Here is a 25,906-nt window from a genome sequence, read left to right on the forward strand (position 1 = left end):
TGCTGGAGCGCGGGTTCACCCGGATGGTGTTCGAGCCGGAGCGCATGGTCACCCTGCTCGATCTGCTCGGCAACCCGCAGCGTGCGTTCCGGTCCGTCCACCTGACCGGCACCAACGGCAAGACGTCCACGGCGCGGATGATCGACTCGTTGCTGACCACGCACGGGGTGCGTACCGGCCGGTACACCAGCCCGCACCTGGAGACGGTCCGGGAGCGCATCTCCATCGACGGCGAGCCGATCAGCGAGCGCCGCTTCGTCGAGGTGTACGAGGAGATCGCGCCGCTGGTGGCGATGGTCGACGCCGAGTACCCGGAGCCGGTGACCTATTTCGAGCTGACCACGGCGATGGCGTTCGCCGCGTTCGCGGACGCGCCGGTGGACGTCGCGGTGGTGGAGGTCGGCCTGGGCGGCGCCACCGACGCCACCAACGTGCTGCACGCGCCGGTGTGCGTGCTGACGCCGGTGGGGCTGGACCATTCGGAGTGGCTGGGCGACACGATCGCCGAGATCACCACCCAGAAGATGGGCATCGTGTACGAGGGGGCCACGCTGATCGCCGCCGCGCAGGTCGAGGAGGCCGTCCGGCCGATCGTCGAGCGGTGCGCCGCGGTGGACGCGACGCTCGCGCGGGAGGGCAGCGAGTTCGGGGTGCTGCGCCGGCAGGTCGCGATCGGTGGCCAGCTGCTCAACCTGCAGGGCCTCGGCGAGGTCTACTCGGACGTCTTCCTGCCGCTGCACGGCGCGCACCAGGCGCAGAACGCCGCGGTGGCGCTGGCCGCGGTGGAGGCGCTGTTCGGCGCCGGAGCCGGCGGCCGGGCCCTGTCCGCCGACCTGGTCCGGGACGGGTTCGCGCAGGTCAGCTCGCCGGGCCGGTTGGAGCGGGTACGCACCTCGCCGACCGTGCTGCTGGACGCGGCGCACAACCCGGCCGGGATGACCGCCACCGTCACCGCGCTGACCGAGGAGTTCGAGTTCCGCCGGCTGGTGGTGCTGGTAGCGGCGCTGACCGACAAGGACGTCAGCTCGATGCTGGAGCTGCTGGAGCCGGTCGCGGACGAGATCGTGGTGAGCCGCAACTCGTCGTCGCGGGCGATGCCGGTGCCGCAGCTCGCGGCGCTGGCCACGGAGATCTTCGGCGCCGATCGGGTACACGTCGAGCCGGAGCTTCCGGACGCGATCCAGGAGGCCGTCGGCCTGTCCGAGCAGGGCGAGGATCCGGCGCTGGGCGGTCTCGGGGTGTTGATCACCGGGTCGGTGGTCACCGTTGCCGACGCGCGGAAGCTGCTGCGGCGATGAGCGACGAGCACCCCGACCGGCCCGCCGACCGCAGCGCGGATCCGGAGTCCGGGAACGATCCGGAGTCCGGTGCCGGCACGGATGCGCAGGGGAGGCCGGTGTCGGGGTTGCGGAACCCGGCAGGCGCGTTGCGCGGCGTGGGCGCCGGGGTGCTGGCCATCGAGGCGCTGGTGCTGCTGCTCGCGGTGTTGCCGCTGCGGATGCTGAAGGCGCCCGGCTGGGGCATGGCTGCGGTGGCGATCCTGGCCGCGCTCGGGATCGTCCTGATCGGGCTGCTCCGGCACCGGTGGGCCTGGTACGCCGGGATCGTGCTGCAGGCGCTGGTGATCGCGACCGGCCTGGCACACTGGGCGATCGCCGTGATCGGCTGCATCTTCGCCGGCGTCTGGCTGTACGTGCTGCACGTGCGTCGCACCATCCTCGGCCGCATCTGACCGGGTACCTGCGGGCGGTGCCGGCACGCTACCCGGAGCCGACGCAGATCGCACCGAGCACGCCGACGCCGAGCGGGATCAGCCACCAGAACACCGCCGGCCAGGAGCTCAGCTCGACCGCGACGGGCCGGTACGGCCGACCGGGCGCCACCGCGAGATCGATCGCGGTGCCCTCCGGGAGGCCGGCGTTCGAGGTGTAGTTGGCCAGCCGTGCCTCGTACTCGTGCCCGTCGAGGGTGTAACGCACGGTCGGGCGCAACAGGCTCGCGCCGTTGCCGACCCGCTTGACGTCGTTGCCGGTGACGGAGCCCGCCACCCGGGTACCGGTGCGCCGCACCACGACGCTGCGCAGCATCGGGACCAGGTTCGCTACGAGCATCCCGGCGCCGAGCGCCGCGATGGCCAGAAACATGATCAGCAGCGGCACGCCGCGGACGCTACTCCATGCCGCCCCGCTCGGTGGGGGCTAGTCCGGTCGCCCACGCGTCGGGCCGGGCGGCGCGCGTGGCGACGGCGGCGCGGATGTGGCGGCTACCGGGAGTTCGCCGGTCCCGCACGGAGCCGGGCGCGCAGCCGGTCGCTGAGTACGACGTCGTGCGGGAGCCGGGCCAGCCGGTCGGCGTCGACGGTGACGCCGGACCGGTGCAGTAGAGCGGCGAGGTGTGCCCAGTGGTCGGCGGCCATGTCCGTCGCGGTGTGGCCGGCGGACGGTTCGTCCGGGCCGACGACCATCCGGGCGGTGTCCTCGATGTCTGCCACGCTGGTCGCGGCCCAGATCCCGGGCGGCCCGGAGGCGCCCCAGCCGCGGTCGTCGAGCAGCAGCACTCGCCGACCGTCGTCCAGCACCGCTTCGTGCCGCGCCGTCGCGGACAGGTTCCGGTGGGACGAGCCCGCCGCATCCACGTCCACGACCGTCCTGAGCCGTACGACCTCGGTCATGCCTTTCATGGTGCCAGCCGCTCCGGGAATGCCGGAGCGACTGGCGGCCGGGGCGCGGTTGTGTTCGGGCCAACTTTCGTTCAAGATAGCAAAAGTTGGGTTGAGTACGACCGAAGGGGCCGCGGTGGCGGAGGGGCTGGCGTACCAGGTGCTGTGCCTGCTGCGGGAACACGGGCCGCTGTCCCGGGTGGAACTCGCCGACCGGCTGGCGGTGCCCCGGGCCCGGCTGCTGTCCGAGCTCGCCCGGCTCACCGACGCCGACCGGGTACGGGAGGCCGGACCGGCGGCGTCCCGCGGCGGTCGCCGCTCGACGCTGATCGAGCTGTCGCCGAAGCACCGGTTCGGCGCCGTCGACCTGGGCGCCACCTCGGTACGGATCGAGGTCACCGACCGCAGCCTGGACCCGGTCGCCGCGGTCGAGGAGGCGGTGGACATCCGGTCGGGCCCGCGGCCGGTGCTGCGGGTGGTCACCGAGCTGCTGGAGAAGCTGCGCGCGGAGGGCGCGTACCGCCAGCTGGACGGGCTCGGTGTCGGGCTGCCCGGCCCGGTCAGCTTCCGCGACGGGGTGCCGGTGTCGCCGCCGATCATGCCCGGCTGGGACGGCTTCCCGGTGCGCGAGCTGCTGGCGCACGAACACAACTGCCCGGTCGTGGTCGACAACGACGTCAACATCATGGCGATCGGCGAGGGCTACGGAGGTGTCGCCCGGTCGGTCGAGGACTTCCTGTTCGTCAAGCTCGGTACCGGCGTCGGCTGCGGCATCCACCTGGGTGGCGAGGTGTTTCGCGGCAAGGACGGCTGCGCCGGCGACATCGGCCACATGCAGGTCGTCGCGCACGGCCCGGTGTGCGCCTGTGGCAACACCGGCTGCCTGGAGGCGGTGTTCGGCGGGGCGGCGCTGGCCCGGGACGCGACCGCGGCGGCCCGCGCGGGTCGCTCCGAGGCGCTCGCCGGGCGGCTGGCGGCGGCGGGCACGCTCACCGCGTACGACGTGGGGCAGGCCGCCGCGGCCGGTGACGCGACGAGCGTGGCGCTGATCCGGGCCGGCGGTGCGGCGCTCGGCGGCGTACTGGCCAGCCTGGTCAGCTTCGTCAACCCGTCGATGATCGTGATCGGCGGCGGGCTCGCCGGGCTCGGGCACCGGTTGCTCGCCGAGGTTCGCGCCGTGGTGTACGGGCGGTCGCTGCCGCTGGCGACCGGCAACCTGCCGCTGGTGGTGTCCGAGCTGGGGGAGCGGGCCGGCGCGCTCGGTGCCGCGAAGCTCGCCAGTGACCTGGTCTTCCGGCAGTCCTGACCCCAGCGCATCGAGGAAGGGTGGCACCGAGTGTCCACTGTAGACGAAGGCGATCGGCTGGCCGCGGCGAGCGAGGGCGCCCGCGCGGTTGGTGCGGGCCGGGTCGGCATCGGGATGGTCGGCACCGCGTTCATGGGTGCCGCGCACTCGCAGGCCTGGCGCACCGTCAACCGGGTCTTCGAGCTGCCGGCCACCGCACGGATGGCGGTGATCTGCGGCCGTGACGCGGCCCGCACCGAGGCGGCGGCGGCCCGGTTCGGCTGGGCCGCGACCGAAACCGACTGGCGCGCGCTGATCGGGCGAGACGACGTCGACCTGCTGGACATCTGCACGCCGGGCGACACGCACGCCGAGATCGCGCTGGCCGCGCTGGCCGCCGGTAAGCACGTGTTGTGCGAGAAGCCGCTGGCCAACACCGTCGCCGAGGCCGAGGAGATGGCGGCCGCCGCGCGCGCCGCCGGTACCGTCGCGATGTGCGGGTTCACCTACCGGCGGGTGCCCGCGGTGAGCCTGATGGCGAAGCTGGTGGCCGCCGGCCGGATCGGCCGGATCCGCCAGGTGCGGGCGTGCTACCTGCAGGACTGGCTGGTCGATCCGAGCGCGCCGTGGACCTGGCGACTGTCGGCGGACCGGGCCGGTTCGGGCGCGCTGGGGGACCTCGGCGCGCACGTCGTGGACGCCGTCCGGTTCCTCACCGGCGCCGAGTTCGAGGCGGTGAGCGCCCTGACCGAGACGTTCGTGGCCGAGCGACCGCTGCCCGGCGGTACCGGCAACGCCCCGGTCACGGTGGACGACGCCGCGCTGTTCCTGGCCCGGCTCGGCGGTGGCATCGTCGGCACGTTCGAGGCGACGCGGTACGCGACGGGGCGCAAGAACGCGCTGCGGATCGAACTCAACGGCAGCCTCGGCACCCTCGCGTTCGACCTGGAACGACTGAACGAGCTGGAGTTCTACGACGGCACCCAGCCGTCCGGCGAGGCGGGTTTCCGCCGCATCCTGGTCACCGAGCCGGACCACCCGTACCTGTCGGCCTGGTGGCCGCCCGGTCACCTGCTCGGCTACGAGCATGCGTTCACCCACCAGGCCCGCGACCTGCTCGCCGCGATCGGCGGCGGCGAACCGGTGCGGCCGTCGTTCGACGACGGCCTCGCCGCCCAGCGGGTACTGGACGCGGTCGGGCGCAGCGCCCGCGACCGCGCCTGGTGCCCGATCGTCCACTGACCTGCCCGGGGCGCCGGCGTGGCCGGTGCACCGACCGTACGAAGGGAGCACGCGCCATGGCGCGACCGATCACGCTGTTCACCGGCCAGTGGGCGGACCTGCCGTTCGTCGAGGTGTGCCGGCTGGCGTCGCAGTGGGGTTACGACGGGCTGGAGATCGCCTGCTGGGGCGATCACTTCGAGGTCGACAGGGCACTCGCCGATCCGTCCTATGTGGAGGATCGGAAGCGGATCCTGGCCGAGCACGGCCTGTCGGTGTACGCGATCTCCAATCATCTGGTGGGCCAGGCGGTCTGCGACTTCCCGATCGACGAGCGGCACCAGGCGATCGTGCCGGCGGCGGTGTGGGGCGACGGGGACGCCGAGGGGGTCCGGCAGCGGGCCGCGGAACGGATGAAGGACACCGCCCGCGCCGCCGCCGCGCTGGGAGTGTCCACAGTGGTCGGCTTCACCGGCTCGTCGATCTGGTACACGCTGGCGATGTTCCCGCCCACCCCGGATTCGATGATCGACCGCGGCTACCAGGACTTCGCCGATCGGTGGAACCCGATCCTGGACGTGTTCGACGCCGAGGGGGTGCGCTTCGCGCACGAGGTGCATCCCACCGAGATCGCCTACGACTACTGGACCACGGCCCGCACGCTGGAGGCGATCGGGCACCGGCCGGCGTTCGGTCTCAACTTCGATCCATCCCACTTCATCTGGCAGGACCTCGATCCGGTCGGGTTCCTGTGGGACTACCAGGACCGGATCTACCACGTCGACTGCAAGGAGTCGAAGAAGCAGTTCAACGGGCGCAACACCCGGCTCGGCTCGCATCTGCCGTGGGGTGACCCGCGGCGTGGCTGGGACTTCGTGTCCACCGGGCACGGCGACGTGCCGTGGGAGGCGTGCTTCCGTACCCTCAACGCGATCTCGTACGACGGGCCGATCTCCATCGAGTGGGAGGACGCCGGGATGGACCGGTTGACCGGCGCTCCCGAGGCGCTGGCGTTCGTCCGCAGGCTCGCCGCGATCGAACCGCCGGCCGCCTCCTTCGACGCCGCCTTCGGCTCGAACGACTGACCGGCGGCGGTCACCGCCGACATGCCGGCCGTCGCGCGTGATCCGGCCGGCCGGCACCCGGCCCGGCCGGCACCCGGCCCGGCCGGCACCCGGCCCGGCCGGTGGCGGCGGTCGGTTCCGGCGTCGTGCCGGTACCTGGTCAGACCGGCAGCGGTGGCCGGTCGGCCGGCGGGACGACCCGGTAGCGGGCCGAGCCGTCCCGGGTGACGCGGCCGAAGTCGGCGAGCAACCGGCGCAGCGCGGCGTGGTCGTCGTACAGCTCGTGCAGCGCGACGTTGACCTCGGCCTCGGTCAGCGTGGTGTCGGCCGGCAGCAGCGTGGCGGCGAGGTCGGCGAGCCGGTGCCGCAGCGCGAGATCCTCCGGTACGGCGATGAGCCGGCCGTGCCGGAAGTGCCGCGCCAGTACCGGATCGTCGGCGAGTGGCCGGCTCGTCGGCAGCGTCGCGTCCAGCGCGTCGGCGGCAGTGGCGAGCGCGCCGAGGTCGGCGGACAGCCGCTGCCCGTCGAGCCGCAGCAGCCCACAGTCGGCGAGCCGGGCCGCCTCCTTGAGCACCCGGCGGACCGGCAGGCCGGTCTCGGCGGCCGCTTCGGTCACGGTCCCGGCGCGGCCGGACCCGACCGCGGCGAGGATGCCGAGCCGTTCGGTGCGGCCGAGGGCGGCGAGCATCGCCGCCGCGGTACTGATCTCGCGCATGGCCTGGGACGCTAACCGGCTCCGGCGTCGCGTTCAAGGTGGTTTCCGGGCCGGTGTGGCAACCTGGGTGGATGGGCGAGACACCGGCGGAGCTGGCGCGGGCGACGGCGCGGCGGCTGGGCGTGGACGAGACGGTGGCGCGCTGCGTGGCGCTGCTGCGGCACGGCGATCCGTTCGCCGAGGTCGAGTTCCTGGTCTGGCTGGCCGACGAGTCGGCGGCGAGCGAGATGCGGCTGCGCACCCCCGAGGACGACCCGTCCCTGCTCTACTGGCCGCGGGTCTGGGCGGCCCGCGCGCTGGTCTACGTGTGGGACGACGCGGCGATCCCGGCCGTGCTCGACGCGCTCGGCGACGATGCCTGGCGGGTGCGGGAGATGGCGGCGAAGGTGGTCATCGCGCACCAGCTCGGCGCGGCCGGCGACCTGCTGGTGCCGCTGCTGTCCGATCCGGTACCGCGGGTGCGGGCCGCGGCGGCCCGCGCCCTCGGCGTGGTCGGCGAGGCGGAGCACGCGCCGCCGCTGCGGAAGGCCACCGCGGACGAGGAGGCGCAGGTCTCGACCCGTGCCGAGGCGGCCCTGCGGACGCTGTCGAAGCGCCTCGACCGCGACCTGTTCGACTGACCGCCCGGCGGCCCGGTCCGCGATCGGCGGGCCGGGCCGGGCCGTCACAGCGTGGCGGTGTAGGGGTCGAAGTCGTCCGGTAGCAGCGCCGGCGCCGCGCAGCTGGAGCCGATCGGTACGAACGCGCCGGTCTCCGCGGACGCCGCGATCGCCGTCATCAGCTCCAGTACGTGCAGTGCCAGCTCGCCGGACGCCCGGTGCGGCGTGCCGGCCCGCACCGCGCGGGCGAGGTCGAGCACGCCCAGGCCGCGGCCGGTGTCCGGGCCCTTCGCCGGTACCGCGGACCAGTCGTCGTCGCCGGCCCGGCGCAGCCTGATGGTGCCGGTGAAGGTGTTCGGGTCGGGCAGCGCCATCGTCGCCTCGGATCCGGTGATCTCGACGAAGCCGGCCCGGGCCAGCGGCGAGTCGAAGCTGAGCACGCTCGTCGCGGCCTGCCCTCCGGTGAAGTCGAGCAGCGCCGCGACGTGCGTCGGTACCTCCACGTCGAACGCGGTGCCGGCGAGCGGGCCGGAGCCGACCACCCGGCTGTCCCGGGCGCGCCGGCCGACCGCCGCCACCGACCGGGCCGGGCCGAACGCGCCGACCAGCGTGGTCAGGTAGTACGGGCCGATGTCGAACAGCGGGCCAGCGCCGTACTGGAACAGGAACGCCGGGTTCGGGTGCCACGACTCGGGTCCCGGGCTCTGCATCAGCGTCAGTGCGGTCAGCGGGGTGCCGATCGCGCCTTCGGCGATCATCCGGTACGCGGTTTGCAGGCCGGCGCCGAGGAACGTGTCCGGCGCGTTCGCCACCCGTACCCCGGCGGTGGAGGCGGCGGCCAGCAGCGCGGCGCCGGCGTCGCGTTCCAGCGCCAGCGGCTTCTCCGAGTACACGTGCTTGCCGGCCGCGATGGCCGCGTGCGCCACTTCGGTGTGCACCGCGGGGATGGTCAGGTTGACCACGATCTCGACGTCCGGGTGGCCGAGCACCTGGTCGGTGTCGCCCACCACCGGGATGTGGTAACGCTCCGCGGCCTGGCGGGCCCGGGACGGGTCCAGGTCGGTGCAGGCGACCACCCTGATGTCGGGGAACGCGGTCAGGTTGTCCAGGTACTGGGTGGAGATCGTGCCGCAGCCGACGACCGCGACGCCGACCGGCCGGGCGGTCACGGGGTCACCCCGCGCAGGTAGTCGATGCTGTCGGACAGTGCGGCGAACATGTCGGTGTCGCACCGGTCCAGCTCGACGATGCGGCGCGCGTGCGGTGCCGCGGCGAGGATCGCCGGGATGTCGAGGGTGCCGGCGCCGACCGCGGTCATCGCCGCCTCGGGCGTGCTGGCCGGGCCGTCCTTGACGTGCAGGTAGCGGACCCGTTCGCCGAGCCGGGTCAGCAGCGCCGGTACGTCCAGCCCACCGACGGCGGCCCAGTAGACGTCGACCTCCAGGAACACCTCGTCGTCCAGCGCGTCGGCCAGTACCTCCAGCGCCGGCCGCCCGTCGACCTGCTGTCCCGGTTCGAACCAGTGGTTGTGGTAGCCGACCGCGATGCCACGCTCCGCGGCGCGCTTCGCGGCGGTGTTGAGTCGCTGTGCGGTGCGCTCGACGGCGGCCCGGTCGACGAACTGGTCGGGGTCGAGCCACGGGACGACGACGGTGTCGGTGCCGACCGCGGTCGCGGCGTCGAGGACCGCGTCGGTGTCGTCGAGGAGCGGGGCGTGAGTGCTCCAGACCGTCAGGCCGTACCGGTCGGCGAGGGTGCGGAGGCCGGCGGGGTCGGCGTGCGGGTTGAACCACTCGACCGCCTGGTAGCCGAGCTCGGCGATGCGGCGCAGGGTGGCGTCGCGGTCGGCGGCGAGGTGGTCGCGGACTGAGTACAGCTGGACACCGAGCATGGTGCCTCCGTAGGGCGGTGTCGGCGGCGGACGGTGGGGGCCTCGCGTTCGGCCGCGCCGCAGGCCCCCAGCAGCCTCCTACGCTAGGAGCCTTTTGCCGCTGAGGTCAACAACTTTTGATGATCTCGACAGAAGTCACCGAGCGTGCGGTGCCCAGGAGGGGCGCCAGGCCGGCTCGGGCGGCGGTGCCAGCCCCGCCAGGTGGTCGAGGACCGGCCGCAAACCGGGGTGCGCATGCGTGCCCGGCACGAGCAGCGACAGCGGGTACACCAGCGCCGGGCCGGCGATCGGGATGCGCCGCAGGTCGTGGCTCGCCGGCCAGACGTACCGGTCCCGCGCGCCCACCAGCGTCGCCACGTCCGCGGAGTCGGCCAGCGCGTCCAGCAGTACCTCGGTGCCGAAGTTCGGCCCGGCCGGGTCGATGTGCAGGTCGAACGCGGCGCCCAGCTCGGCGTAGAACCGCGCCCACTCGCTGCGCGGCGTGATGCCCGGGATCCAGATCCGGTACCCGTGCAGCCGGGCCGGGGTCAGTGTCCGCGCGCCGGCGAGCGGGTGCCGCGGGCCGACCAGCAGTTCCAGCGGCGAGTCGAACGCGGGCACCTGCCGCACCTCGGGCGGCAGCGCGGACAGGTCGGTGACGCTACGAAACGAGGCGTCGACGTCGCCGGCCCGGACCGCATCGACGGCCAGCCGCGGGTCCTCGACCCGCAGCGTCACCACATCCAGCTCGATCCCCGGATGGCTGCGCCAGTAGTCGTGCAGCACGACCGCCTGCGCCGACCGCAGCCCGAGCACGTCGATGCGCAGTGCCCGGGAGCCGGGCCGGATCGCCGCGACGGCGCGGTCGGCGCCGGCGACGACGGAGCGCGCGTGCGGCAGGAACGCCTGGCCGTCCAGCGTCGGCTCGACCCCGCGGGCGGTACGGGTGAACAGCCGGGTGCCGAGTTCGCGTTCCAGCGCGGCGATCCGCTTCGACACCGCCTGCTGGGTGACGCCGAGTTCGTCGGCGGCCCGCTGCAACTGGCCGAGCTCGGCCGCCCGGACGAACGATCGCATCGCCTCGGTGTCCATCGCAGCAGACTAGAGCGCGGCCGGCCGGCCGGCGCTGTGGCCCGACCGGAGTTGCTCCAACCAGAGGTTGTGGCTCGCCACCGGGCTGGTTGTTTGATCCTGCGTCGTCGCGGCTGATCTGATGCGGTGTCACATCGATCGGTTGGGCGGGGGAGTGGCATGCGAGTGGCGGTGCGGCGCGACCTGGATCGGCTGTGGCGGGCCTACGCGGTCAGCGCGTCCGGGACCTGGCTCGCCTTCGGTGCCTTCCCGCTGGTCGCGGTCCGGGTGCTGCACGCGCCCGCGTTCGCGGTGTCGCTGCTGGAGGCGGCGGGGCTCGCCGTCGCGGCGATCGTCGCGTTCCCGCTCGGACCGTGGGTGGCGCACCGCACGAAGCGGCCGGTACTGATCGCGATGGACCTGGTCCGGTTCGCCGTGCTGGCGAGCGTGCCGGTCGCCGCGCTGCTCGGCGTGCTGTCCTACGCGCAGCTGCTGGCCGTGGCGGTGATCTCCGGCGCCGCCGGGATCGCCTTCACCGCCGCCTCCGGTGCGTACCTCAAGCACCTCGTCACCGGCCCGGACCTGCTGGCGGCGAACGGTCGGTTCGAGGCGACGAGCTGGGTCGTGACCGCGGTGGGGCCGCCGCTCGGCGGGGCGCTGGTCGGGGTGCTCGGCCCGGTCGCGACGCTGGCGGCCGACGCGCTCAGCTACCTGCTGTCCGCGCTGGGGGTGTCCCGGCTCCGCGGCGGCGACGTACCGGCAGCGCGCGATCAGGCGGGCCGGGTGAGGGTGGCCGACCTGCTCACCGGCGCGCGCACGATCGCCGGCGATCCGGTGCTGCGGCGGCTGTTCGCCAACTCGGTCCTGGTCGGCGGGTTGATCATGGCCACCGTGCCGCTGCTGTCGGTGCTGCTCCTCGGCCGGTACCGGTTCCCGGTCTGGCAGTACGGTCTCGCCTTCGGTGTGCCGGCGCTCGGCGGGTTCCTGGGTGCCCGGCTCTCCGCCCGGCTGGTCGCCCGGTTCGGCCGGTACCGGGTGCTGCGCGTCGCGGGCTGGCTGCGCTCGCTGTTCCCGCTCGGGCTGGCCTTCGTCGGCCCCGGCGTACCCGGGCTGCTGACCGTGCTGGTGGTGGAGGCGCTGCTGGTCACCTGCATGGGCGTGTTCAACCCGATCCACGCCACCGAACGGCTGCGGCGGGTGTCGGCCGGCCGGGCCGCTCAACTGCTCGGCACCTGGAGCGTCGCCGGCAAGCTGGTGCAGGCCGGCCTGACCGCGGGCTGGGGCCTGCTGGCCACGCTCACCAGCCCGCGCACCGCGATCACCGTGTCCGGCGTGCTGCTGCTCGCCACCCCGCTGCTGCTGCCCACCCGCGCCCGACTGTCCGCCACCGAACCCGCGGCGGCCGAACCCGCCGTGGTGGCCTGACCGCGTCCGCTGGCGTGCTCAGGCCGGGCCGGCGCCGGTGGTGCCCTGCCGGTACATGGTGACGAGCAGTCCGTGCCGAGGCGCTTCGTCGCCGTCGTCGGTGGCGCTCTCCGCGATCTCGGTCAGTGCCGCGCGCAGTCGCTCGGCCTGCGCGTCGCTCAGCCGCAGGTGCCGGAGCACCAGCAGCGGATCGTCGTCGGCGGTGGACAGCTCCTCGGCGAGCCCGCCGAGCATGGCCGAGGTGGTGGCGTGGCTCGGGTCGTCGAGATCCATCCGACGGGCGGTGCGCTGGTAGTACTGCTCGGTGCCGCCGCGTACCTGGCGGGTCTCGACCACCCGGACCAGGCCCGCCTCGCGCAGCGTCTTGAGGTGGTGGCCGACGCTGCCCTTGGCGACGCCGAGCGCGGCGGCGAGCTGGCTGGTGGTCGCCGGCTGCTGGCCGAGCGAGAACAGCAGCCGCTGGCGGAGCGGATGGCCCAACGCCCGGTGCTGGGCGGCGGTCTCGATCCGCAGGGAGTCCTCGGGCTCGATCACCATTAAAGTGTCTGGAACTCTTGACGCTTTGTCAACGGGTCTGCTCTACTTGCCGCGGCCAGGCAGCACGCCGGCCCGGAGCGGCCCCATGCCGGCCCGGAGCAGGCCCGCGCCGGCCACGGGGCCAACCCCTGCCGAGCCGGGGCTGGCCCCGTGGCCGGTGGCACGCGGAGCGCAGCGGGACACCCGGCGCGAACAACGGAGGAAGCCATGGAACGCGCGGACATCGACCGGATCGTGGCCGAGGTCGGCAAGCTCGTCGCCACCCGGTACGTCTTCGCCGAGCTGGGCGAGCAGATCGCGGCGGACCTCGCCGCCACCGCCGCCACCGGCCGGTACGCGACCGCCACGGACGAGGCCGCCCTCGCCGAGCTGGTCACTGCCGACCTGCAGCGCGCGAACGGTGACGGCCATCTGCGGCTGATCCACCACACCGAGTCGATCGACGGGGCCGAGGACGGCGCGGTGGCCGAGGCGACGTACGAGCGACGTGCCCGGCGCAGCATGAGCGGCATCGGCCGGATCGAACGGCTCGACGGCAACATCGGGCTGCTGGAGATCTCCCCGGCGCTGTTCGCCGCGCACCTGGTCGGCGACGAGATCACCGCCGCGATGCGGATCCTGCGGCACACCGACGCGCTCATCCTCGACCTGCGGGGCTGCCTCGGCAGCGACCCCGGCTCCGTCGCGTACTTCCTCAGCTACCTGCTGCCGCCCGAAACCCACCTCAACGACGTGTACGACCGGGGCAGCGACAGCACGACACAGTTCTGGACGCTGCCCCACGTGCCCGGCCCGCGGTACGGCACCGAGCGGCCCGTCTACGTCCTCACCAGCCGCCGGACGTTCTCCGGCGGCGAGGAGCTGGCGTACGACCTGCGGCACAACGACCGCGCCACCCTGGTCGGCGAGACCACCGGGGGTGGGGCGCACCCGCGCATCGGGGTCCGGCTCGGACCGCACCTGGAGGCGAGCATCCCCACCTGCCGCAGCATCAACCCGATCACCGGTACCGACTGGGAGGGCACCGGCGTGCCCCCGCACCTCGCCACCTCCGCCGCCGAGGCGCTGGCCACCGCGCACGAACACGCCCGTACCCGGCTGGCCGAGAACCCGGATAGTTGATCAAGGCGTCGGGACGGGAGGGCCGCCCGCCCCGAGGCCGGCTCCGTCGCCCAACCGGGTGCCGCGGCGGTCGGCTGCCGGCCCCGGCCGACGGTCAGATCTCGGCGGTGTGGTCGATGTTGGCGCGGTCGGTCTCGTCGGTGCTCGCGGTGCCGGCGAACCAGGCGTCCAGGATCTCGGCCAGGGTCGGCTCCGACACCGTACGCAGGCTCAACGCCAGCACGTTCGCGTCGTTCCAGCGGCGGGCGCCGGTCGCGGTGTACGCGTCGGCGCACAGCGCGGCGCGCACCCCGGCCACCTTGTTCGCCGCGATCGAGGCACCGGTACCGGTCCAGCAGCAGACCACCGCCTGCTCGGCCCGCCCGGCGGCCACCTCGCGGGCGGCCGCCTCCGCCGACCACGCCCAGTCGGCCCGGTCACCGGCGGCAAGGGCGCCGTGCACGAGCACCTCGTGGCCCCGCCGGCCCAGCTCGTCGACGAGCACCGCCGCCACCCCGTCGGTCGAGTCGGCCGCCACCGCAATCCGCATGTACCGATCCTAGGGACCCTGGGTGGCTCGTGGCGGTTCGGCCGATCAGCCGCCGCACCCGACTTCCACGCTGGTCTGGCGGCCGAGCCGGACTCGATGGATCGTTACGGGGCGCTGACCGAGCGTTTTCCGGGCCGGCGGAGTATTGCGCACCGCGGCGCACTCGCGCAGAATCAGTTCTCACGTGGCTTGTTAAGTTTCGCATGTGAGGTGAGGTAAGTGGGCGGTGTCGGTGGTGCTGTCCTCGATCTCGACGGCGTCCTGGCCGACACCGAACACCTGTGGGAGGAGAGCTGGCGGGCCTGCGCCGGCGACCGCTGGGACCACGGGTACACCGGGGCGATGCAGGGGATGAGCGCCCCGGAGTGGGCGCGCTACCTGGCCGACCGGATCGGCGGCGACGCCGGTGCGGTCCGCGCCCGGTGCGTCGGCTACGTGGTGGACGCGATCGACGCCGGGCGCGGGCCGCTGCTGCCCGGCGCCCGCGAACTGGTCACCGCGCTCGCCGGCCGGGTACCGCTCGGGCTCGCGTCCTCGGCCGCCCGGCCGGTCATCGACCGTATCCTCGCCGACAACGGGCTGACCGACCTGTTCGCCGCGACGGTGTCCAGCGAGGAGGTCGCCCGCGGCAAGCCGGCCCCGGACGTGTACGCGGCGGCGGTGCGGCGGGTCGGTTTCACCGGCGACGGGCTGGCGTTCGAGGACTCCGGCAACGGGATCCGGGCCGCCGCCGCGGCCGGGTTGCGGGTCATCGCCATCCCGAACCCGCGGTACCCGCCGGCCGCCGACGCGCTGGCGCTGGCCGAGCACGTCGCGACCGATCATGTCGACGCCCGTATCCACGCATTGTCCCTGCTGGCCGAGAAGGAGTGAGCCGGTGGCGCACATCTACGGCGACCCCGCCGCGTTCCCGGACGAGATGGTCGACGGCTTCTGCGCCGCCTACTCGCGGTACGTCGAGCGGGTGCCGGACACCTCGGTCGTGATGCGGCGCGGCGGGCCGCGGGCCGGCAAGGTCAGCGTCATCATCGGCGGCGGATCCGGGCACTACCCGGCGTTCTGCGGCACGGTCGGCGCCGGGCTGGCCGACGCGGCGGTGGTCGGTGACATCTTCACCTCGCCGTCGGCCGAGCAGGCGTACCGGGCCGGCCGGGCGCTGTCCGGCGGCGCCGGCGTGCTGTTCAGCTTCGGCAACTACGCCGGCGACGTGATGAACTTCGGTGCGGCGCAGCGCCGGCTGGTGGCCGACGGCATCGACTGCCGGACCGTACTGGTCACCGACGACGTGGCGTCCGCCCCGGCCGCGGAGGCGGCGAAGCGGCGCGGCATCGCCGGCGACCTCTGCGTGTTCAAGATCGCCGGCGCCGCGGCCGAGCGAGGTGACGACCTGGACACGGTGGAACGCCTGGCGCGCAAGGCGAATGCGTCCACCCGGAGCTTCGGCGTCGCGTTCGCCGGCTGCACCGTGCCGGGCGCCGACGCGCCGCTGTTCGTCGTCGATCCGGCCGAGATGGAGCTGGGGCTCGGCATCCACGGCGAGCCCGGCATCCAGACCGTGCCGCGACAACGCGTCGGCGAGTTGGCGGCCACGCTCGCCGCGCCGCTGCTCGCGGAGCGCCCCGCCGGCGCCGGCGACCGGGTCGCGGTGCTGCTCAACGGGCTGGGCGGCACCAAGTACGAGGAACTGTTCGTGCTGTGGCGACACCTCGACGCCATCCTGGCCGACGCGGGGCTCACGGTGCTGCTGCCCGAGGTCGGTGAGCTGGTCACCAGCCTGGACATGGGCGGCGTCTCGCTCACCCTGCTCTGGCTCGACGACGAACTCGCCGAGCTGTGGTCCGCGCCGGCCGACACCCCGGCGTTTCGCCGCGGCTCGCTCACCGCCGCGCCGCCCGGTGCCGGGACGGCACCGGAGACCGCCGGCAGCGGCGCCGAAGCCGCGAGGATCCCGGGCGCGCGCCGCGGCGGTGCCGCGGCCACGGATCCGGCGGTGCCGGGTGATGCCACCGGCGCGATACCGGCCACCGCCGCGGAACTGTCCACTGTGGATCCCGGTGCCGGATCGGCCCCGACCTGCGCGGAGCCGGATCCGGACTCGGTGCGGGCGGCCGGCCTCGCCCGGTCGGCGCTCGCCGCGATGCTCGCGGTGGCCGAACGTAGCGCCGCGGACTGGGGCCGGATCGACGCGGTCGCCGGCGACGGCGATCACGGTACCGGCATGGTGCGCGGGCTGCGGGCCGCCTCGGCCGCGGCCGACGGGTACGAAGGCGGAGTCGGTTCGACGCTCGGCGCGGCCGGCGCCGCGTTCGGGGACAAGGCGGGCGGCACCAGCGGGATGCTGTGGGGCGTCATGCTCGGCGCGGTCGGCGCCGCCTTCGGCGACGACGTGGCACCGGATCGCGGTCGGTTGCGAGCCGGCGTGCGGGCCGGGATCACCGAGGTCGCGACGGTCGGCGGCGCACGGCTCGGGGACAAGACGATGCTGGACGTGCTGCTGCCGTTCGCGGATGCGTTCGAGGCGGCGCTGGACGCCGGCGCGGACAGCGCGGCGGCGTGGCGTACCGCGGTGGCCGCGGCCGAACGTGCCGCGACCGCGACCGCCGACCTGGTGCCGAAGGTGGGGCGGGCCCGGCCACTCGCCGCGCGCAGCGTGGGCACCCCGGACGCCGGGGCCACCTCGATGGCCGCCTGCCTGCGCGCCGCCGGCGAGGCGATCTTCGGTACCGGCGAGAAGGGCGCGTGAGCCGGCCGCGCGAGCGGACGACGGCACGTCGAGACGAAGGAGGAAGGCACATGAGCGAGCGTCAGCGAGCGAATCACGGGTACTGCGCGGTGGTGCCTCGTGGCCGGTCGGAGCGGAGCGGAGAGCGGCCATGAGCGGGCCGGGTTCGGGTGTCCCGTCCGGCGGGTGGCGGATCGTGGTCGGCTGCGACGACGCGGGGCTTGCGTACAAGGAGCGGATCAAGGCCGATCTGCTCGCCGACCCCCGGGTCGGCGCGGTCGACGATCTCGGCGTGCACGACGGTGACCACACCGCGTACCCGCACATCGGGCTCGCGGCGGCGCGCAAGGTGGCGGCCGGCGAGGCGGACCGGGCGCTGCTGGTGTGCGGTACCGGCATCGGGATGGCGATCAGCGCCAACAAGGTGCCCGGCGTGCGCGCCACCACCGCGCACGACAGCTTCTCGGTGGAACGGTCCGTCAAGTCCAACAACTGCCAGGTGCTCACGCTCGGCCAGCGCGTCGTCGGCGTCGAACTGGCCCGGCTGCTGGCCCGGGAGTGGCTGGGGCACGTGTTCGATCCCGCCTCGGCGTCGGCGGACAAGGTCGCCGTCATCGACGCGTACGAGGAAAACCGGTGCGGCTGACCGGCCGTTACCTCGGCATCGACCTGGGTACCTCGGTCGCGAAGCTGGCGCTGTTCACCGAGTGCGGTGACCTGGTCGCGACCGCCGCCAGGTCGGTACCGTTGGAGCATCCGGCGCCCGGCCGGGTCGAGCAGGACGCGAGCCTGATCGTCGACGCGGTCCGCGATCTGGGTCGCGAGCTGTGCCCCGATCCCGACGCCCTCGCGCTGGTCGCGATCACCGGGCAGGGCGACGGGTGCTGGCTGACCGATCGGTCCGGGCATCCGGTCCGGCCGGCGATCTCCTGGCTGGACGGTCGTGCCGCCGGCATCCTCGCCGACTGGAACCGGGCCGGGATCGCCGAGGCGGTGTACCGGATCAACGGCAACACGATGTTCCCGGGCGCGCTCGGACCGCTGCTGTACTGGCTCGACGAACACGAACCGGCCAGCCTGGCCCGCGCCGAGACCGCCGGGTACTGCAAGGACATGCTGTTCACCCGGCTGACCGGGGACCGCGCCACCGACCCGTCCGACTCCTCGCTGCCGTTCGGTGACCACGCCGGCGGGTACTCCGCCGAGGCGTTGGATCTGTGCGGGCTCGCGCACCGGGCCGACCTGCTGGCACCCGTGGTGACCCCGCTGCCGGTCGGCACGGTGCATCCCGCCGGTGCCGCGGCGGTCGGCCTACCGGCCGGCACACCGGTCACGAACGGTCCGTTCGACCTGCCGGCCTGCGCGATCGGCGGCGGCGTACGCGAGCCGGGCGACGGGCTGCTGACCCTCGGCACCACGCTGGCCTGCCAGGTACTCGTCGAGTCGGTGGACGCCGCCGGCGAGCCGGCCGGGATGCATCTGGCGACCGGCACGCCGGGGCGATGGCTGCGGGCGATGCCGGCGATGGTCGGCACCGCCTCGCTGGACTGGGCGCTCAACCTCGTCGGGCTCTCGCACGCCGACCTGGACGGCGTGCTGCGCTCGACCGAACCCGGCGCACACGGCGTCGAGATGCTCCCGTACCTGGCTCCGTCCGGTGAGCGCGCCCCGTTCGTCGACCCGGCCGCCCGCGGCCAGCTCACCGGCATCAGCCTGACCACGACCCGCGAGGACCTGGTGCGCGCGCTGTGCGAGGGGCTGGCGTTCGCCGCCCGGCAGTGCCTGACGGCCGCCGGGCTGGACGGTCGCCTGGTCGTCTGCGGCGGCGGTACCCGCTCGCTGCCGTGGCTGGAGATCTTCGCCTCGGTGCTGGGCCGGCCGATCGAGGTGGCCGGCGCCGAGGTCGGCGCCCGCGGCGCCATTCTCGCCGGCCTGGCCGCTGTCGGTGGCGCCGAGGCGACGCCGGACACCAAGACCTGGACCGCGCCGGTCCGCGTGGTCGACCCGGACCCGACCGCCGCCCGCCACTACGAGTACGCCTACCAGCGCTACCTGGCCCACCAGTCCGCCGCCCGTTCCCTCTGGCCCCGCCCGCCCCGGTGATCGTCTCGGCGGCGGTGGGCGACACTGCACGGCTGTCCTGACGGTCGTCGGTGCCGGGTGTGAGGTCGGTGCTTGCCGCAGTTCCGCTGCACTCCGACGCGGTATGGGCGTCCACTACGGACCGATGGTGCCGGTGGGGCCCGCGGGCCGCAGGTGGGTGAGCCGGTACCGGGCCCACTGCTGGGCGGCCACGGCAAGCTCGTGCTGCCGGCCGGTGGCGCCGGCGCGTAGTGTCCACAGCCCCGCGATCGCGATGGCCGCGACGGTGACCGCCGCGGCGCGGGCGTCGGCGTAGACGGGGACGGTGCGGGCCCACCGTTCGGCCTGCTCTGCCGTGTGGCCGACATCAAGCAGCCGAATCGTCAGCAGCGCGGTGTCGACCCAGGCCGCACCCCGTGCCGGCCACGCCCAGTCCACCAGCCGGGCCCGCTCGCCGTCGATCAGCCAGTTCTGCGGGGCCGGGTCGGTGTGAACCAGGGTGTCGCCGTCGACCAGCGCAGGCGCGGCACGCTCCAAGTGCGCGAACTGTTCCACATGGTCGCGGGTCCAGTCGTCCAGCCACGCCGGCGGCTGCCCGGCAAGCTTGGCCCAGCCCAGCGGGGGCGCCCAGCGGGCGGCCAACGGTTGCACCGGGTCCATCGGGCTGGGCGTCAGCAGCGTCGCCGTGCGTTCGAGTGCGTCGGCCAGCAGTGGCAGATCGGCCGAGCCGGGCGGTAGCGCGGCGTGCCGGCCGGCGATGTGTTCCAGGCCCAGCAGCAGCCAGCCATCGGCTTCGAGCTGCCACCGCAGCCGCGGACCGACGCCCGCGCCCGCTGCCCGCGCTTCGGTCCGGTGCATCCGCACCAGCGGATGATCGGCTTGGATGCCCTTGCAGAACACGAGACCGTGGCCGGTGTGCAGGGTGACGGTCAGGTCGGAACCGGCCCCATCGGGTGCGGCCTGCACGTCGCTGATCGGGCCGGTGTGTGCCTGGACCGCGGCCCGCACGGTGCCGGGCAGCTGCTCCCAGGTGACCATCGTGTGCTCCTGCCGTGGGCGACGCCCCGACCGCGGCGCTGCGGGTCGGGGCGTGGTCGGTTGTGTTCTACCTGGGCGAGTTGTGGCAGCCGGCGTGGCACTGGTGGCACTTGCCGCCGCCTCCGTTACAGCGGGCTGCGACCGGTGTCCACAGCTCCACGTCGACCCGGTGCCCGGTCGCGGTGAGTGCGGCGATCGTGTCGCGCAGCACCTGGTGGCCGCCACGGTCGTCGGCCGGCAGGTCGGCGTCGGTCTCGTCGTCGGGTACGTGGTGCAGGAACCGTCCCGCGATCTGCTGGCAGACCGCGGCGTACTCGCGGGTGTAGAGGATGAAGGTGTGCCAGCCGATGTCGACCATCAGCGACGGGGACAGCGGCCGGTCGGTGACCGCGCAGGCCCGCAGGAACGCGAGTGCTTCGGTCATGACCCGCTCGGCCAGCGGCCGGTCCAGCCCGTGGTCGGTGACGATGCGGCGGGCAAGCCGGTCGAACAGCGGGGCGGGGACCAGGTCACGTGCGGGGGTTGTCTCGTGTACTGCGATGGTCATCAGGCACCTCCGGTACGGGTGGGTTCGTGGACGTACCGATAGGACACCGCTTGTACCGAGGGTGACGGTACCGTGGCCACCTACTCACTCCCTCATCACTCCCGAAGGAGCGCATGCGGATGCCAGCACAGGACGGGTTCGTCGCCGAGCTTCGCCGTCGCCGGGACGTGGCCGGCCTGTCGCAGATCGCGCTGGCGGGACTGATGGGCTACGGCCGATCGTACGTGTCCAAAGTGGAGACCGGCGGGGAGCTGCCGTCGAAGGAGTTCGCCGACAAGGCCGGCCAGGCCCTCGGCGCGGCCGGGGCGTTGACCGCCGCGTGGCAGGAGGAGTTCGCGGACCGCCGGGCACCAGCGGCCGGTGCGACACCGGACGTCGGCGCGGCTGGGCTGCTGGTGCTCGATGACGACGCCGAGCTGGTGTACGAGCTGGAGCCCGGCCGGTACCGGGCCACGATGCGTCGCCGGATCCGCAACGTCGGCGCTGAGCCGATCACCCGGTACCTGATCCGGATCTCGGTCGACCGCTACCCGGGCGACGCGCAACGCTCCAACCTGCTGTACCGGGAGGACCCGCTGCGCTGGGACGACATCGACCTGCACGCCTGGCACGGCGAGGGCCGTACACAGAGAATGCGCTGGCAGGTCAAGGTCGACCGCGACGCGGTCAAGGAGATCTGGTTGGAGCTGGCCGCCGACGACGGCAGCCGGTTCCCCCTCTACCCCGGTCATGACACCGTCATCGAGTACACCTACACCGTGCCGGAGCGACAGTGGGGCCACTGGTTTCAACGCGCGGTCCGACTCCCGACCCGCCGGCTGTCGGTGCAGCTGGTCTTTCCCGCCGCGCTTGGCCCCACCGTTTGGGGGTTGCACACCTCGATGTCCGCCGAGTCTTCCCCGCTATCGACCCCGATCGAGGAGACCGTCCAGGGCGACGACCACCTGTACCGGTGGTCGACCACCGACCCGCCGCTGCACGCCCGGTACCGGCTGGAGTGGACGATCACCGACCACACCATCGACCCGGCCCGACGGCCCAGCGAACGAATGGCCGCACTCGGCGTGCTGCAGCAGGGCCACCGGCTGCTGTCCCAACCGGCCCGACCGTTCGACCTGCCCGCCGAGGCCGACGACGCTCGCCGGCTGATCGCCGAGCTGCGATCGGTCATGACCCGAGTCGGTGCCGTCCACCAGTTCGCCAAAGGCATGGGCATCGCCGCACCTCAGATCGGCGTCGGCCGGGCCGCCGCGGTCGTGCGCACCGCCGCCGGTGACGAGATCACCCTGCTCAACCCGACCATCATCGACAGCAGCGACCAGGCCGACGCCCAGTACGAGGGCTGCCTGTCGTTCTTCGACGTACGCGGGCAGGTACCCCGGCCGCTGACCATCCAGGTCGAACACACCGACATCGACGGCCGCCACCGCATCACCCAGTACGAACACGGGGTCGCCCGGCTGGTCGCGCACGAAATCGACCACCTCCACGGACACCTGTACCTCGACCGGATGCCGCCCGGGGTCGAGCCCATCCCCGTCGAGCAGTACCGCGGTACCGGGCAAGCATGGAGCTACCAGCAGCCGACTACGCGGCCGGCCGATCGGTGACTTCTCCTGCGACGAGCGGGTTCCATGCTTCGCGGATGGCGACCGGGAGGACGAGTTCGTCCCACAGGTCCACGAGTAGCGCTCCGTCGATGTAGGTGAGTACGTCTTCCGGGGTGCCCTCGCGGAGAACGATCTCGTACACCCAGGCCCGGTCCCGGCGGTTGCGCATGGTGAAGCTGCGACCGGTGTCGGACCAGTTCAGCCGCAGTGGCAGTACGACCGTGGCGAGCGCCCTTTCGGCCGGGAGGCGCGGCAGTACGTTCGGAACATCGACGGGCAGGCCACGGTGGGTGGCCACTTTCCGGAACTCGATCTTGGGTGTGATCGACAGTTCGTAGCCGGCGGCGTTGAGGATTCGGCTGGTTACAGCCAGCGTAGGAATAGCCCCCGGAATCCCGGGGGCTATGACTGCTGCTACCTCTGAACTACTTCACCGCTTCACGGAGTTGACGAACGCCCTGAAAGCGTCGGGCGATACGCTCAGCGTCCCGCCGTCGCGGTCCTTGGTGTCCCGGACCAGGTACATCGATCCTGGCTTGACCTCAACGCAGTTGCCGTTCCCGGCAGACCGGCTGGACTTCCTCCACCCGTGCTCGGGAGTCATGTTTCTCAACCTCGCTCACATGGACGCGCGAACCTCTCGGAGCAAGTTTAGCGACCGGTCGGTGTCCAGTGCACGCGCGATGAGGTGCTGAAACATGAGCTTGTACCGGGCGACGTCGGGTGGTTCCTGTAGGTAGGCGGAGCTGGTCAGGTGGTCCGTATACGCCACCGGCGGGAACGGCTCCGGGAATGTCATCAGGACGAACGGGCCGGTCATGGCCGCGTGCGCGCCGGCCGCGTAGGGCAAGATCTGGAGGGTGACGTCTGGTCCGGTGGCCAGCCGCTCAAGGTGGTCAAGCTGCTCCTTCATGACCTTCCGCCCGCCGACCTCTTGCCGGATGACCCCCTCGGCGAGGATGGCCCAGACGTGCGGTTTGCCGTCATCGCGCTCGAGGATTGCTTGGCGATCCATCCGGAAGGACACTTTCCGCGAGACTTCGTCGGCGGTCGCGTCAACCAGAGATGCCCTGGTCACGGCTTCTGCGTACGCCTTGGTCTGCAACAGCCCTGGGATGACCAGACCTTCGAACGTTTGCAGCTCAACGGCAGAGCCTTCCAATCCCACGTACTGGCCGAACCAGTCGAGTACGACGTCTGCGTAGTCCCTCTGGTACCACGTCCGCTGCCGTGCCTCTCGGGCTACCCGATCGATCGCCGCCGCACGGTCAGCCGGCACGTTGTAGTGCCGGCACAGCGCCGCTGCATCGGTGGCGGAGACGCCAGCCCTGGCCCCTTCGATCCGGGACAGCTTCGAGTGTGACCAGCCGAGTTCGGCCGCCACACGCTCGGCCGTGTCGCCGGTCGGTATCCGCCATGCCTTGAGTTCGCTCGCGAGCCACATCCGCCGAACAGTGGCCCCGGACCCGTCGTCAGCCATGCCCCGACTCTAGTCGATGCGCCCATTGGCTGCTCGACCCATGCCAAGATGCACATTGCATTTCGACTTGGGTCACAGTACTGTCCGGAGTGGGATGAACACCAAGGAGGGCGGGATGTTGGACACGGTGGACCCGGTACGGCCAGGATGTGGGTTGATCCTCGGCGCGATGCCGTTGCCCGGGGACGGGTGTGGCTCACGAATCGGTGCGTAGGGCTGGCTACGTACCGGTCACGCTGGTTCGAGGTCATCCGGGTGGAACGGGCCTGGTTGCCGGACCACTCGTATCTGATCGGGTACTACCCGGCATCGCCGCGCGAGATCCGACGTGAGTACGTCCTCAACGACGCGGTACGAGTCGAACGGCGGTGCCGGTCGTGATGGCCATGGACCAAGAGCCGAAGCAAGGTGACGCGGTGTTCATCAGCCCGGCCGCCGGCATCCACGGTCACGGCTGCTGGTGGGCGCTGGTGGTGTCCACGATGCCGGCGCTGGTCAAGGGCGCGGTGTACCTCCGGGTCGTACCGGTCGAGGACACGGCGGCAACCCCGCAGGTGTTCTACGCGCGGACGTCCGGCCTGCTGGTTAACAAGAGGAGCTAGTGGTCAGAGGGCGGCGCGTTCGGCGGAGAGCCAGGTGCGGTAGGTCTTGACCTGGGCGTCGCTCTCTGCGGGGTCCCAGCCGAGCAGCGGGGCGACGATGGCGGCGACGTGCGGGGCGGCGGCGGCACCGCCGTCGGGCGTCTCGAACGACACGTGGGTACGGTGCCAGAGCAGGTCTTCCAGCGTCGTCGCGCCCTCGTGCGTGACCGCGTACGCGAACTCGGCGGCGAGATGCCCGCCGGTGTCCGGCACCGGCCGTACCAGGTCCGGGTCGGCGTCGAGCACCTGCTCGGTCAGCGACCCGTACCGGCCGGCGAGGCGGACCACGTCGGCGGCGGCGAGCCCGTGTGCGGCGGCGATCCGGTCGGCCCGGTGCGAGACGGTGCGCCAGCCGGTCGTACCGACCAGCGGCAGGTCGGCGGTCTCCGACGCCGGCAGCCGCTCGCCGAGCGCCATGCCGACCGCGTCGACGGCGTCGGCCGCCATCGCCCGGTAGGTGGTGTACTTGCCACCGACGATGGTGATCATGCCGGCCGGTCCGGGCAGCACCGAGTGGTCCCGGGACAGCGCCGAGGTCGTGCCGGCGTCGCCGGCCGGCGCGAGCAGCGGGCGCAGCCCGGCGAACGTGCCGACGATGTGCTCGCGGCCGATCGGCCGCCGCAGGTACCGGTTGATGTTGCGCAGCAGGTAGTCGATCTCGGCCGGCTCGGCGCGCGGGGTGCTCAGGTCGCCGTGGTAGGGCGTGTCGGTGGTGCCGAGCATCCACCGGTCGAACCACTTGCGGATGATGATGACCGAGTCCTCGGCGCGGGCGAAGATCCCGGTCGTCGAGTCGAGCGCGGCCGGGTCGAGCACGACGTGTACGCCCTTGGCCGGCGCCACCCGGAACGTCTCCGCGCCGGCCAGCCGCTGGATCTCGGCCGACCACACCCCGGCCGCGTTGACGACCGCGCGGGCGGTGATGCGGTGCCGGTCCCCGGTGACGGTGTCCTCGACCACGACGCCGGCGACCCGGTCGCCCGCTCGGGGAATCTCGACCACGCGGGCGCGGGTGATCACCCGCGCGCCGAGTGACGCCGCGGTGCGCGCCAGCACCATGGTGTGCCGGGCGTCGTCGACCCGGACGTCGTAGTACTGGATGCCGCCGCGCACCCGATGCGGATCGAGGGCCGGGGCGACCCGCAGCGCGCCGCGCCGGGAGTAGTGCCGGTGGTGCGGGATCCCGCTGCGGGACAGCGTCATGGCGTCGTAGAGCGCCACGCCGGCGCCGATGTAGGGCCGCTCGTACGCCCGGGTCAGCGGGTACAGGAACGGCTCCGGCTGGGCCAGGTAGCCGCACAGCCGGTTGACCATCAGGTCCCGCTCGTGCAGCGCCTGGTTGACCAGCTTGACGTTGAGCTGCTCCAGGTAGCGCAGCCCGCCGTGGAACGTCTTGCCCGACCTCGACGAGGTACCCGCCGCCAGATCACCGGCGTCGACCAGCACCACCGACAGCCCGCGCGCGGCGGCGTCCAGCGCGGTACCGGCGCCGGTCGCGCCGGCCCCGATCACCACCACGTCGTAACTGCCGCCGGTCGCGTCGGCGAGCGCCCGGTCCCGTTGTTGCCCGGACAGCGCCGAGGTGTCGTTCATCGGAGTCCTTTCGTGGATACCCCGGCGTCCGCCGGTGGAGGAAACGAAATCCCCGGGGGCAAGGTGAATGCCGGGGTTCGTGGCCGGGGCCCGGGC

Annotated in this window: 28 protein-coding genes; 14 read left to right on the plus strand and 14 right to left on the minus strand. The window is 73.1% G+C overall.

What is annotated here, in order from left to right:
* The first annotated feature begins 23 nt into the window (after nt 1–23).
* Complete coding sequence (locus Athai_RS06060; RefSeq protein WP_203965358.1) at nt 24–1,298, plus strand: bifunctional folylpolyglutamate synthase/dihydrofolate synthase; 1,275 nt, start codon at nt 24–26, stop codon at nt 1,296–1,298.
* Nucleotides 1,295–1,732: a DUF4233 domain-containing protein gene (locus Athai_RS06065; RefSeq protein WP_203960567.1), complete on the plus strand. Its 438-nt coding sequence runs from the start codon at nt 1,295–1,297 to the stop codon at nt 1,730–1,732. Before Athai_RS06060 ends, Athai_RS06065 begins: the two co-directional genes overlap by 4 nt.
* 28 nt (nt 1,733–1,760) lie before the next feature.
* Here Athai_RS06065 and Athai_RS06070 read toward each other — a convergent pair whose 3' ends face one another.
* Both Athai_RS06070 and Athai_RS06075 read right to left on the minus strand, forming a co-directional pair.
* Nucleotides 1,761–2,159: a DUF3592 domain-containing protein gene (locus Athai_RS06070; RefSeq protein ID WP_203960568.1), complete on the minus strand. Its 399-nt coding sequence runs from the start codon at nt 2,157–2,159 to the stop codon at nt 1,761–1,763.
* A 104-nt stretch (nt 2,160–2,263) separates the two neighbouring features.
* Nucleotides 2,264–2,671: a hypothetical protein gene (locus Athai_RS06075; RefSeq protein ID WP_203960569.1), complete on the minus strand. Its 408-nt coding sequence runs from the start codon at nt 2,669–2,671 to the stop codon at nt 2,264–2,266.
* Nucleotides 2,672–2,771: 100 nt separating this feature from the next.
* Here Athai_RS06075 and Athai_RS06080 point away from each other — a divergent pair, with 100 nt between their 5' ends.
* The 3 genes from Athai_RS06080 (at nt 2,772) to Athai_RS06090 (ending at nt 6,250) form a co-directional block, all read left to right on the plus strand.
* Complete coding sequence (locus Athai_RS06080) at nt 2,772–3,965, plus strand: ROK family transcriptional regulator (RefSeq protein WP_239156750.1); 1,194 nt, start codon at nt 2,772–2,774, stop codon at nt 3,963–3,965.
* A gap of 114 nt (nt 3,966–4,079) precedes the next feature.
* On the plus strand, nt 4,080–5,186 hold the full coding sequence (locus Athai_RS06085; protein ID WP_203965360.1) for a Gfo/Idh/MocA family protein: 1,107 nt from the start codon (nt 4,080–4,082) through the stop codon (nt 5,184–5,186).
* A gap of 56 nt (nt 5,187–5,242) precedes the next feature.
* Nucleotides 5,243–6,250, plus strand: a complete 1,008-nt coding sequence (locus tag Athai_RS06090; RefSeq protein WP_203960570.1) for a sugar phosphate isomerase/epimerase family protein — start codon at nt 5,243–5,245, stop codon at nt 6,248–6,250.
* Nucleotides 6,251–6,389: 139 nt separating this feature from the next.
* Here the strand turns inward: Athai_RS06090 and Athai_RS06095 are convergent, their stop codons facing one another.
* A complete protein-coding gene (locus Athai_RS06095) occupies nt 6,390–6,944 on the minus strand; it encodes a DUF2087 domain-containing protein (RefSeq protein ID WP_203960571.1) in 555 nt (184 codons plus the stop codon).
* 71 nt (nt 6,945–7,015) lie between these two features.
* On the opposite strand from Athai_RS06095, the gene Athai_RS06100 reads away from it, so the two are divergent.
* On the plus strand, nt 7,016–7,564 hold the full coding sequence (locus Athai_RS06100; protein ID WP_203960572.1) for a HEAT repeat domain-containing protein: 549 nt from the start codon (nt 7,016–7,018) through the stop codon (nt 7,562–7,564).
* Between the two features lie 44 nt (nt 7,565–7,608).
* Here Athai_RS06100 and Athai_RS06105 read toward each other — a convergent pair whose 3' ends face one another.
* From Athai_RS06105 to Athai_RS06115, 3 genes are all read right to left on the minus strand, one after another.
* Nucleotides 7,609–8,712 carry a Gfo/Idh/MocA family protein gene (locus tag Athai_RS06105; protein WP_203960573.1) on the minus strand — a complete coding sequence of 368 codons (1,104 nt, stop codon included), beginning with the start codon at nt 8,710–8,712 and terminating at the stop codon, nt 7,609–7,611.
* Entirely contained in the window at nt 8,709–9,434 is a 726-nt protein-coding gene (locus Athai_RS06110) for a sugar phosphate isomerase/epimerase family protein (protein WP_203960574.1), read from the minus strand. Before Athai_RS06110 ends, Athai_RS06105 begins: the two co-directional genes overlap by 4 nt.
* Before the next feature lie 135 nt (nt 9,435–9,569).
* Nucleotides 9,570–10,505, minus strand: coding sequence for a LysR family transcriptional regulator (locus tag Athai_RS06115; RefSeq protein WP_239156751.1), 936 nt, complete (start codon nt 10,503–10,505; stop codon nt 9,570–9,572).
* A 159-nt stretch (nt 10,506–10,664) separates the two neighbouring features.
* Here Athai_RS06115 and Athai_RS06120 point away from each other — a divergent pair, with 159 nt between their 5' ends.
* On the plus strand, nt 10,665–11,909 hold the full coding sequence (locus tag Athai_RS06120; protein ID WP_203960575.1) for an MFS transporter: 1,245 nt from the start codon (nt 10,665–10,667) through the stop codon (nt 11,907–11,909).
* Nucleotides 11,910–11,927: 18 nt separating this feature from the next.
* Here Athai_RS06120 and Athai_RS06125 read toward each other — a convergent pair whose 3' ends face one another.
* The gene (locus tag Athai_RS06125) at nt 11,928–12,443 is read right to left on the minus strand and encodes an ArsR/SmtB family transcription factor (protein ID WP_239156752.1); all 516 of its coding nucleotides are present in this window, start codon (nt 12,441–12,443) and stop codon (nt 11,928–11,930) included.
* A gap of 210 nt (nt 12,444–12,653) precedes the next feature.
* Between Athai_RS06125 and Athai_RS06130 the strand changes: the two genes are divergently transcribed.
* Complete coding sequence (locus tag Athai_RS06130) at nt 12,654–13,568, plus strand: S41 family peptidase (RefSeq protein ID WP_203960577.1); 915 nt, start codon at nt 12,654–12,656, stop codon at nt 13,566–13,568.
* A 94-nt stretch (nt 13,569–13,662) separates the two neighbouring features.
* Here the strand turns inward: Athai_RS06130 and Athai_RS06135 are convergent, their stop codons facing one another.
* The gene (locus Athai_RS06135) at nt 13,663–14,097 is read right to left on the minus strand and encodes an RpiB/LacA/LacB family sugar-phosphate isomerase (protein WP_203960578.1); all 435 of its coding nucleotides are present in this window, start codon (nt 14,095–14,097) and stop codon (nt 13,663–13,665) included.
* A 219-nt stretch (nt 14,098–14,316) separates the two neighbouring features.
* On the opposite strand from Athai_RS06135, the gene Athai_RS06140 reads away from it, so the two are divergent.
* The 4 genes from Athai_RS06140 to Athai_RS06155 all read left to right on the plus strand — a co-directional run bounded on the left by Athai_RS06140 (nt 14,317) and on the right by Athai_RS06155 (nt 18,922).
* The gene (locus Athai_RS06140; RefSeq protein WP_203960579.1) at nt 14,317–14,970 is read left to right on the plus strand and encodes an HAD family hydrolase; all 654 of its coding nucleotides are present in this window, start codon (nt 14,317–14,319) and stop codon (nt 14,968–14,970) included.
* 4 nt (nt 14,971–14,974) lie between these two features.
* Nucleotides 14,975–16,840, plus strand: a complete 1,866-nt coding sequence (locus Athai_RS06145; protein WP_203960580.1) for a dihydroxyacetone kinase family protein — start codon at nt 14,975–14,977, stop codon at nt 16,838–16,840.
* Nucleotides 16,841–16,970: 130 nt separating this feature from the next.
* Nucleotides 16,971–17,465 carry a ribose-5-phosphate isomerase gene (locus Athai_RS06150; RefSeq protein WP_203960581.1) on the plus strand — a complete coding sequence of 165 codons (495 nt, stop codon included), beginning with the start codon at nt 16,971–16,973 and terminating at the stop codon, nt 17,463–17,465.
* Nucleotides 17,456–18,922 (plus strand): FGGY-family carbohydrate kinase, encoded by a 1,467-nt coding sequence (locus Athai_RS06155; RefSeq protein WP_203960582.1) that lies wholly within the window; start codon nt 17,456–17,458, stop codon nt 18,920–18,922. The genes Athai_RS06150 and Athai_RS06155 overlap by 10 nt, the downstream gene beginning before the upstream one ends.
* A gap of 114 nt (nt 18,923–19,036) precedes the next feature.
* On the opposite strand, the gene Athai_RS06160 is transcribed toward Athai_RS06155, so the two are convergent.
* Both Athai_RS06160 and Athai_RS06165 read right to left on the minus strand, forming a co-directional pair.
* Nucleotides 19,037–19,939, minus strand: coding sequence for a phosphotransferase family protein (locus Athai_RS06160; RefSeq protein ID WP_203960583.1), 903 nt, complete (start codon nt 19,937–19,939; stop codon nt 19,037–19,039).
* Between the two features lie 67 nt (nt 19,940–20,006).
* On the minus strand, nt 20,007–20,486 hold the full coding sequence (locus tag Athai_RS06165; protein ID WP_203960584.1) for a glycine-rich domain-containing protein: 480 nt from the start codon (nt 20,484–20,486) through the stop codon (nt 20,007–20,009).
* Between the two features lie 119 nt (nt 20,487–20,605).
* Here Athai_RS06165 and Athai_RS06170 point away from each other — a divergent pair, with 119 nt between their 5' ends.
* Nucleotides 20,606–22,096, plus strand: a complete 1,491-nt coding sequence (locus tag Athai_RS06170; RefSeq protein WP_239156753.1) for a peptide deformylase — start codon at nt 20,606–20,608, stop codon at nt 22,094–22,096.
* On the opposite strand, the gene Athai_RS06175 is transcribed toward Athai_RS06170, so the two are convergent.
* From Athai_RS06175 to Athai_RS06185, 3 genes are all read right to left on the minus strand, one after another.
* Nucleotides 22,074–22,394: a hypothetical protein gene (locus Athai_RS06175; RefSeq protein ID WP_203960586.1), complete on the minus strand. Its 321-nt coding sequence runs from the start codon at nt 22,392–22,394 to the stop codon at nt 22,074–22,076. The genes Athai_RS06170 and Athai_RS06175 overlap by 23 nt on opposite strands.
* 132 nt (nt 22,395–22,526) lie before the next feature.
* On the minus strand, nt 22,527–22,700 hold the full coding sequence (locus Athai_RS06180) for a DUF397 domain-containing protein (RefSeq protein ID WP_203960587.1): 174 nt from the start codon (nt 22,698–22,700) through the stop codon (nt 22,527–22,529).
* A 15-nt stretch (nt 22,701–22,715) separates the two neighbouring features.
* Nucleotides 22,716–23,576, minus strand: a complete 861-nt coding sequence (locus Athai_RS06185; protein ID WP_203960588.1) for a helix-turn-helix domain-containing protein — start codon at nt 23,574–23,576, stop codon at nt 22,716–22,718.
* A gap of 416 nt (nt 23,577–23,992) precedes the next feature.
* Here Athai_RS06185 and Athai_RS06190 point away from each other — a divergent pair, with 416 nt between their 5' ends.
* Nucleotides 23,993–24,178, plus strand: coding sequence for a hypothetical protein (locus Athai_RS06190; RefSeq protein WP_203960589.1), 186 nt, complete (start codon nt 23,993–23,995; stop codon nt 24,176–24,178).
* 3 nt (nt 24,179–24,181) lie between these two features.
* Here the strand turns inward: Athai_RS06190 and Athai_RS06195 are convergent, their stop codons facing one another.
* Nucleotides 24,182–25,810, minus strand: a complete 1,629-nt coding sequence (locus Athai_RS06195) for a glycerol-3-phosphate dehydrogenase/oxidase (RefSeq protein ID WP_203960590.1) — start codon at nt 25,808–25,810, stop codon at nt 24,182–24,184.
* Nucleotides 25,811–25,906: the final 96 nt, after the last annotated feature.

The organism is Actinocatenispora thailandica (assembly GCF_016865425.1).
GTDB lineage: Bacteria > Actinomycetota > Actinomycetes > Mycobacteriales > Micromonosporaceae > Actinocatenispora > Actinocatenispora thailandica.

Bases quoted from the DNA above. Each gene is read 5' to 3' on its own strand.
- Athai_RS06060 (WP_203965358.1), top strand. From the start codon at position 24: ATGGTGTTCGAGCCGGAGCGCATGGTCACCCTGCTCGATCTGCTCGGC.
- Athai_RS06065 (WP_203960567.1), top strand. From the start codon at position 1,295: ATGAGCGACGAGCACCCCGACCGGCCCGCCGACCGCAGCGCGGATCCG.
- Athai_RS06075 (WP_203960569.1), bottom strand. From the start codon at position 2,671: ATGACCGAGGTCGTACGGCTCAGGACGGTCGTGGACGTGGATGCGGCG.
- Athai_RS06085 (WP_203965360.1), top strand. From the start codon at position 4,080: ATGGTCGGCACCGCGTTCATGGGTGCCGCGCACTCGCAGGCCTGGCGC.
- Athai_RS06090 (WP_203960570.1), top strand. From the start codon at position 5,243: ATGGCGCGACCGATCACGCTGTTCACCGGCCAGTGGGCGGACCTGCCG.
- Athai_RS06095 (WP_203960571.1), bottom strand. From the start codon at position 6,944: ATGCGCGAGATCAGTACCGCGGCGGCGATGCTCGCCGCCCTCGGCCGC.
- Athai_RS06100 (WP_203960572.1), top strand. From the start codon at position 7,016: ATGGGCGAGACACCGGCGGAGCTGGCGCGGGCGACGGCGCGGCGGCTG.
- Athai_RS06110 (WP_203960574.1), bottom strand. From the start codon at position 9,434: ATGCTCGGTGTCCAGCTGTACTCAGTCCGCGACCACCTCGCCGCCGAC.
- Athai_RS06115 (WP_239156751.1), bottom strand. From the start codon at position 10,505: ATGGACACCGAGGCGATGCGATCGTTCGTCCGGGCGGCCGAGCTCGGC.
- Athai_RS06120 (WP_203960575.1), top strand. From the start codon at position 10,665: ATGCGAGTGGCGGTGCGGCGCGACCTGGATCGGCTGTGGCGGGCCTAC.
- Athai_RS06130 (WP_203960577.1), top strand. From the start codon at position 12,654: ATGGAACGCGCGGACATCGACCGGATCGTGGCCGAGGTCGGCAAGCTC.
- Athai_RS06135 (WP_203960578.1), bottom strand. From the start codon at position 14,097: ATGCGGATTGCGGTGGCGGCCGACTCGACCGACGGGGTGGCGGCGGTG.
- Athai_RS06150 (WP_203960581.1), top strand. From the start codon at position 16,971: ATGAGCGGGCCGGGTTCGGGTGTCCCGTCCGGCGGGTGGCGGATCGTG.
- Athai_RS06160 (WP_203960583.1), bottom strand. From the start codon at position 19,939: ATGGTCACCTGGGAGCAGCTGCCCGGCACCGTGCGGGCCGCGGTCCAG.
- Athai_RS06165 (WP_203960584.1), bottom strand. From the start codon at position 20,486: ATGACCATCGCAGTACACGAGACAACCCCCGCACGTGACCTGGTCCCC.
- Athai_RS06170 (WP_239156753.1), top strand. From the start codon at position 20,606: ATGCCAGCACAGGACGGGTTCGTCGCCGAGCTTCGCCGTCGCCGGGAC.
- Athai_RS06180 (WP_203960587.1), bottom strand. From the start codon at position 22,700: ATGACTCCCGAGCACGGGTGGAGGAAGTCCAGCCGGTCTGCCGGGAAC.
- Athai_RS06185 (WP_203960588.1), bottom strand. From the start codon at position 23,576: ATGGCTGACGACGGGTCCGGGGCCACTGTTCGGCGGATGTGGCTCGCG.
- Athai_RS06195 (WP_203960590.1), bottom strand. From the start codon at position 25,810: ATGAACGACACCTCGGCGCTGTCCGGGCAACAACGGGACCGGGCGCTC.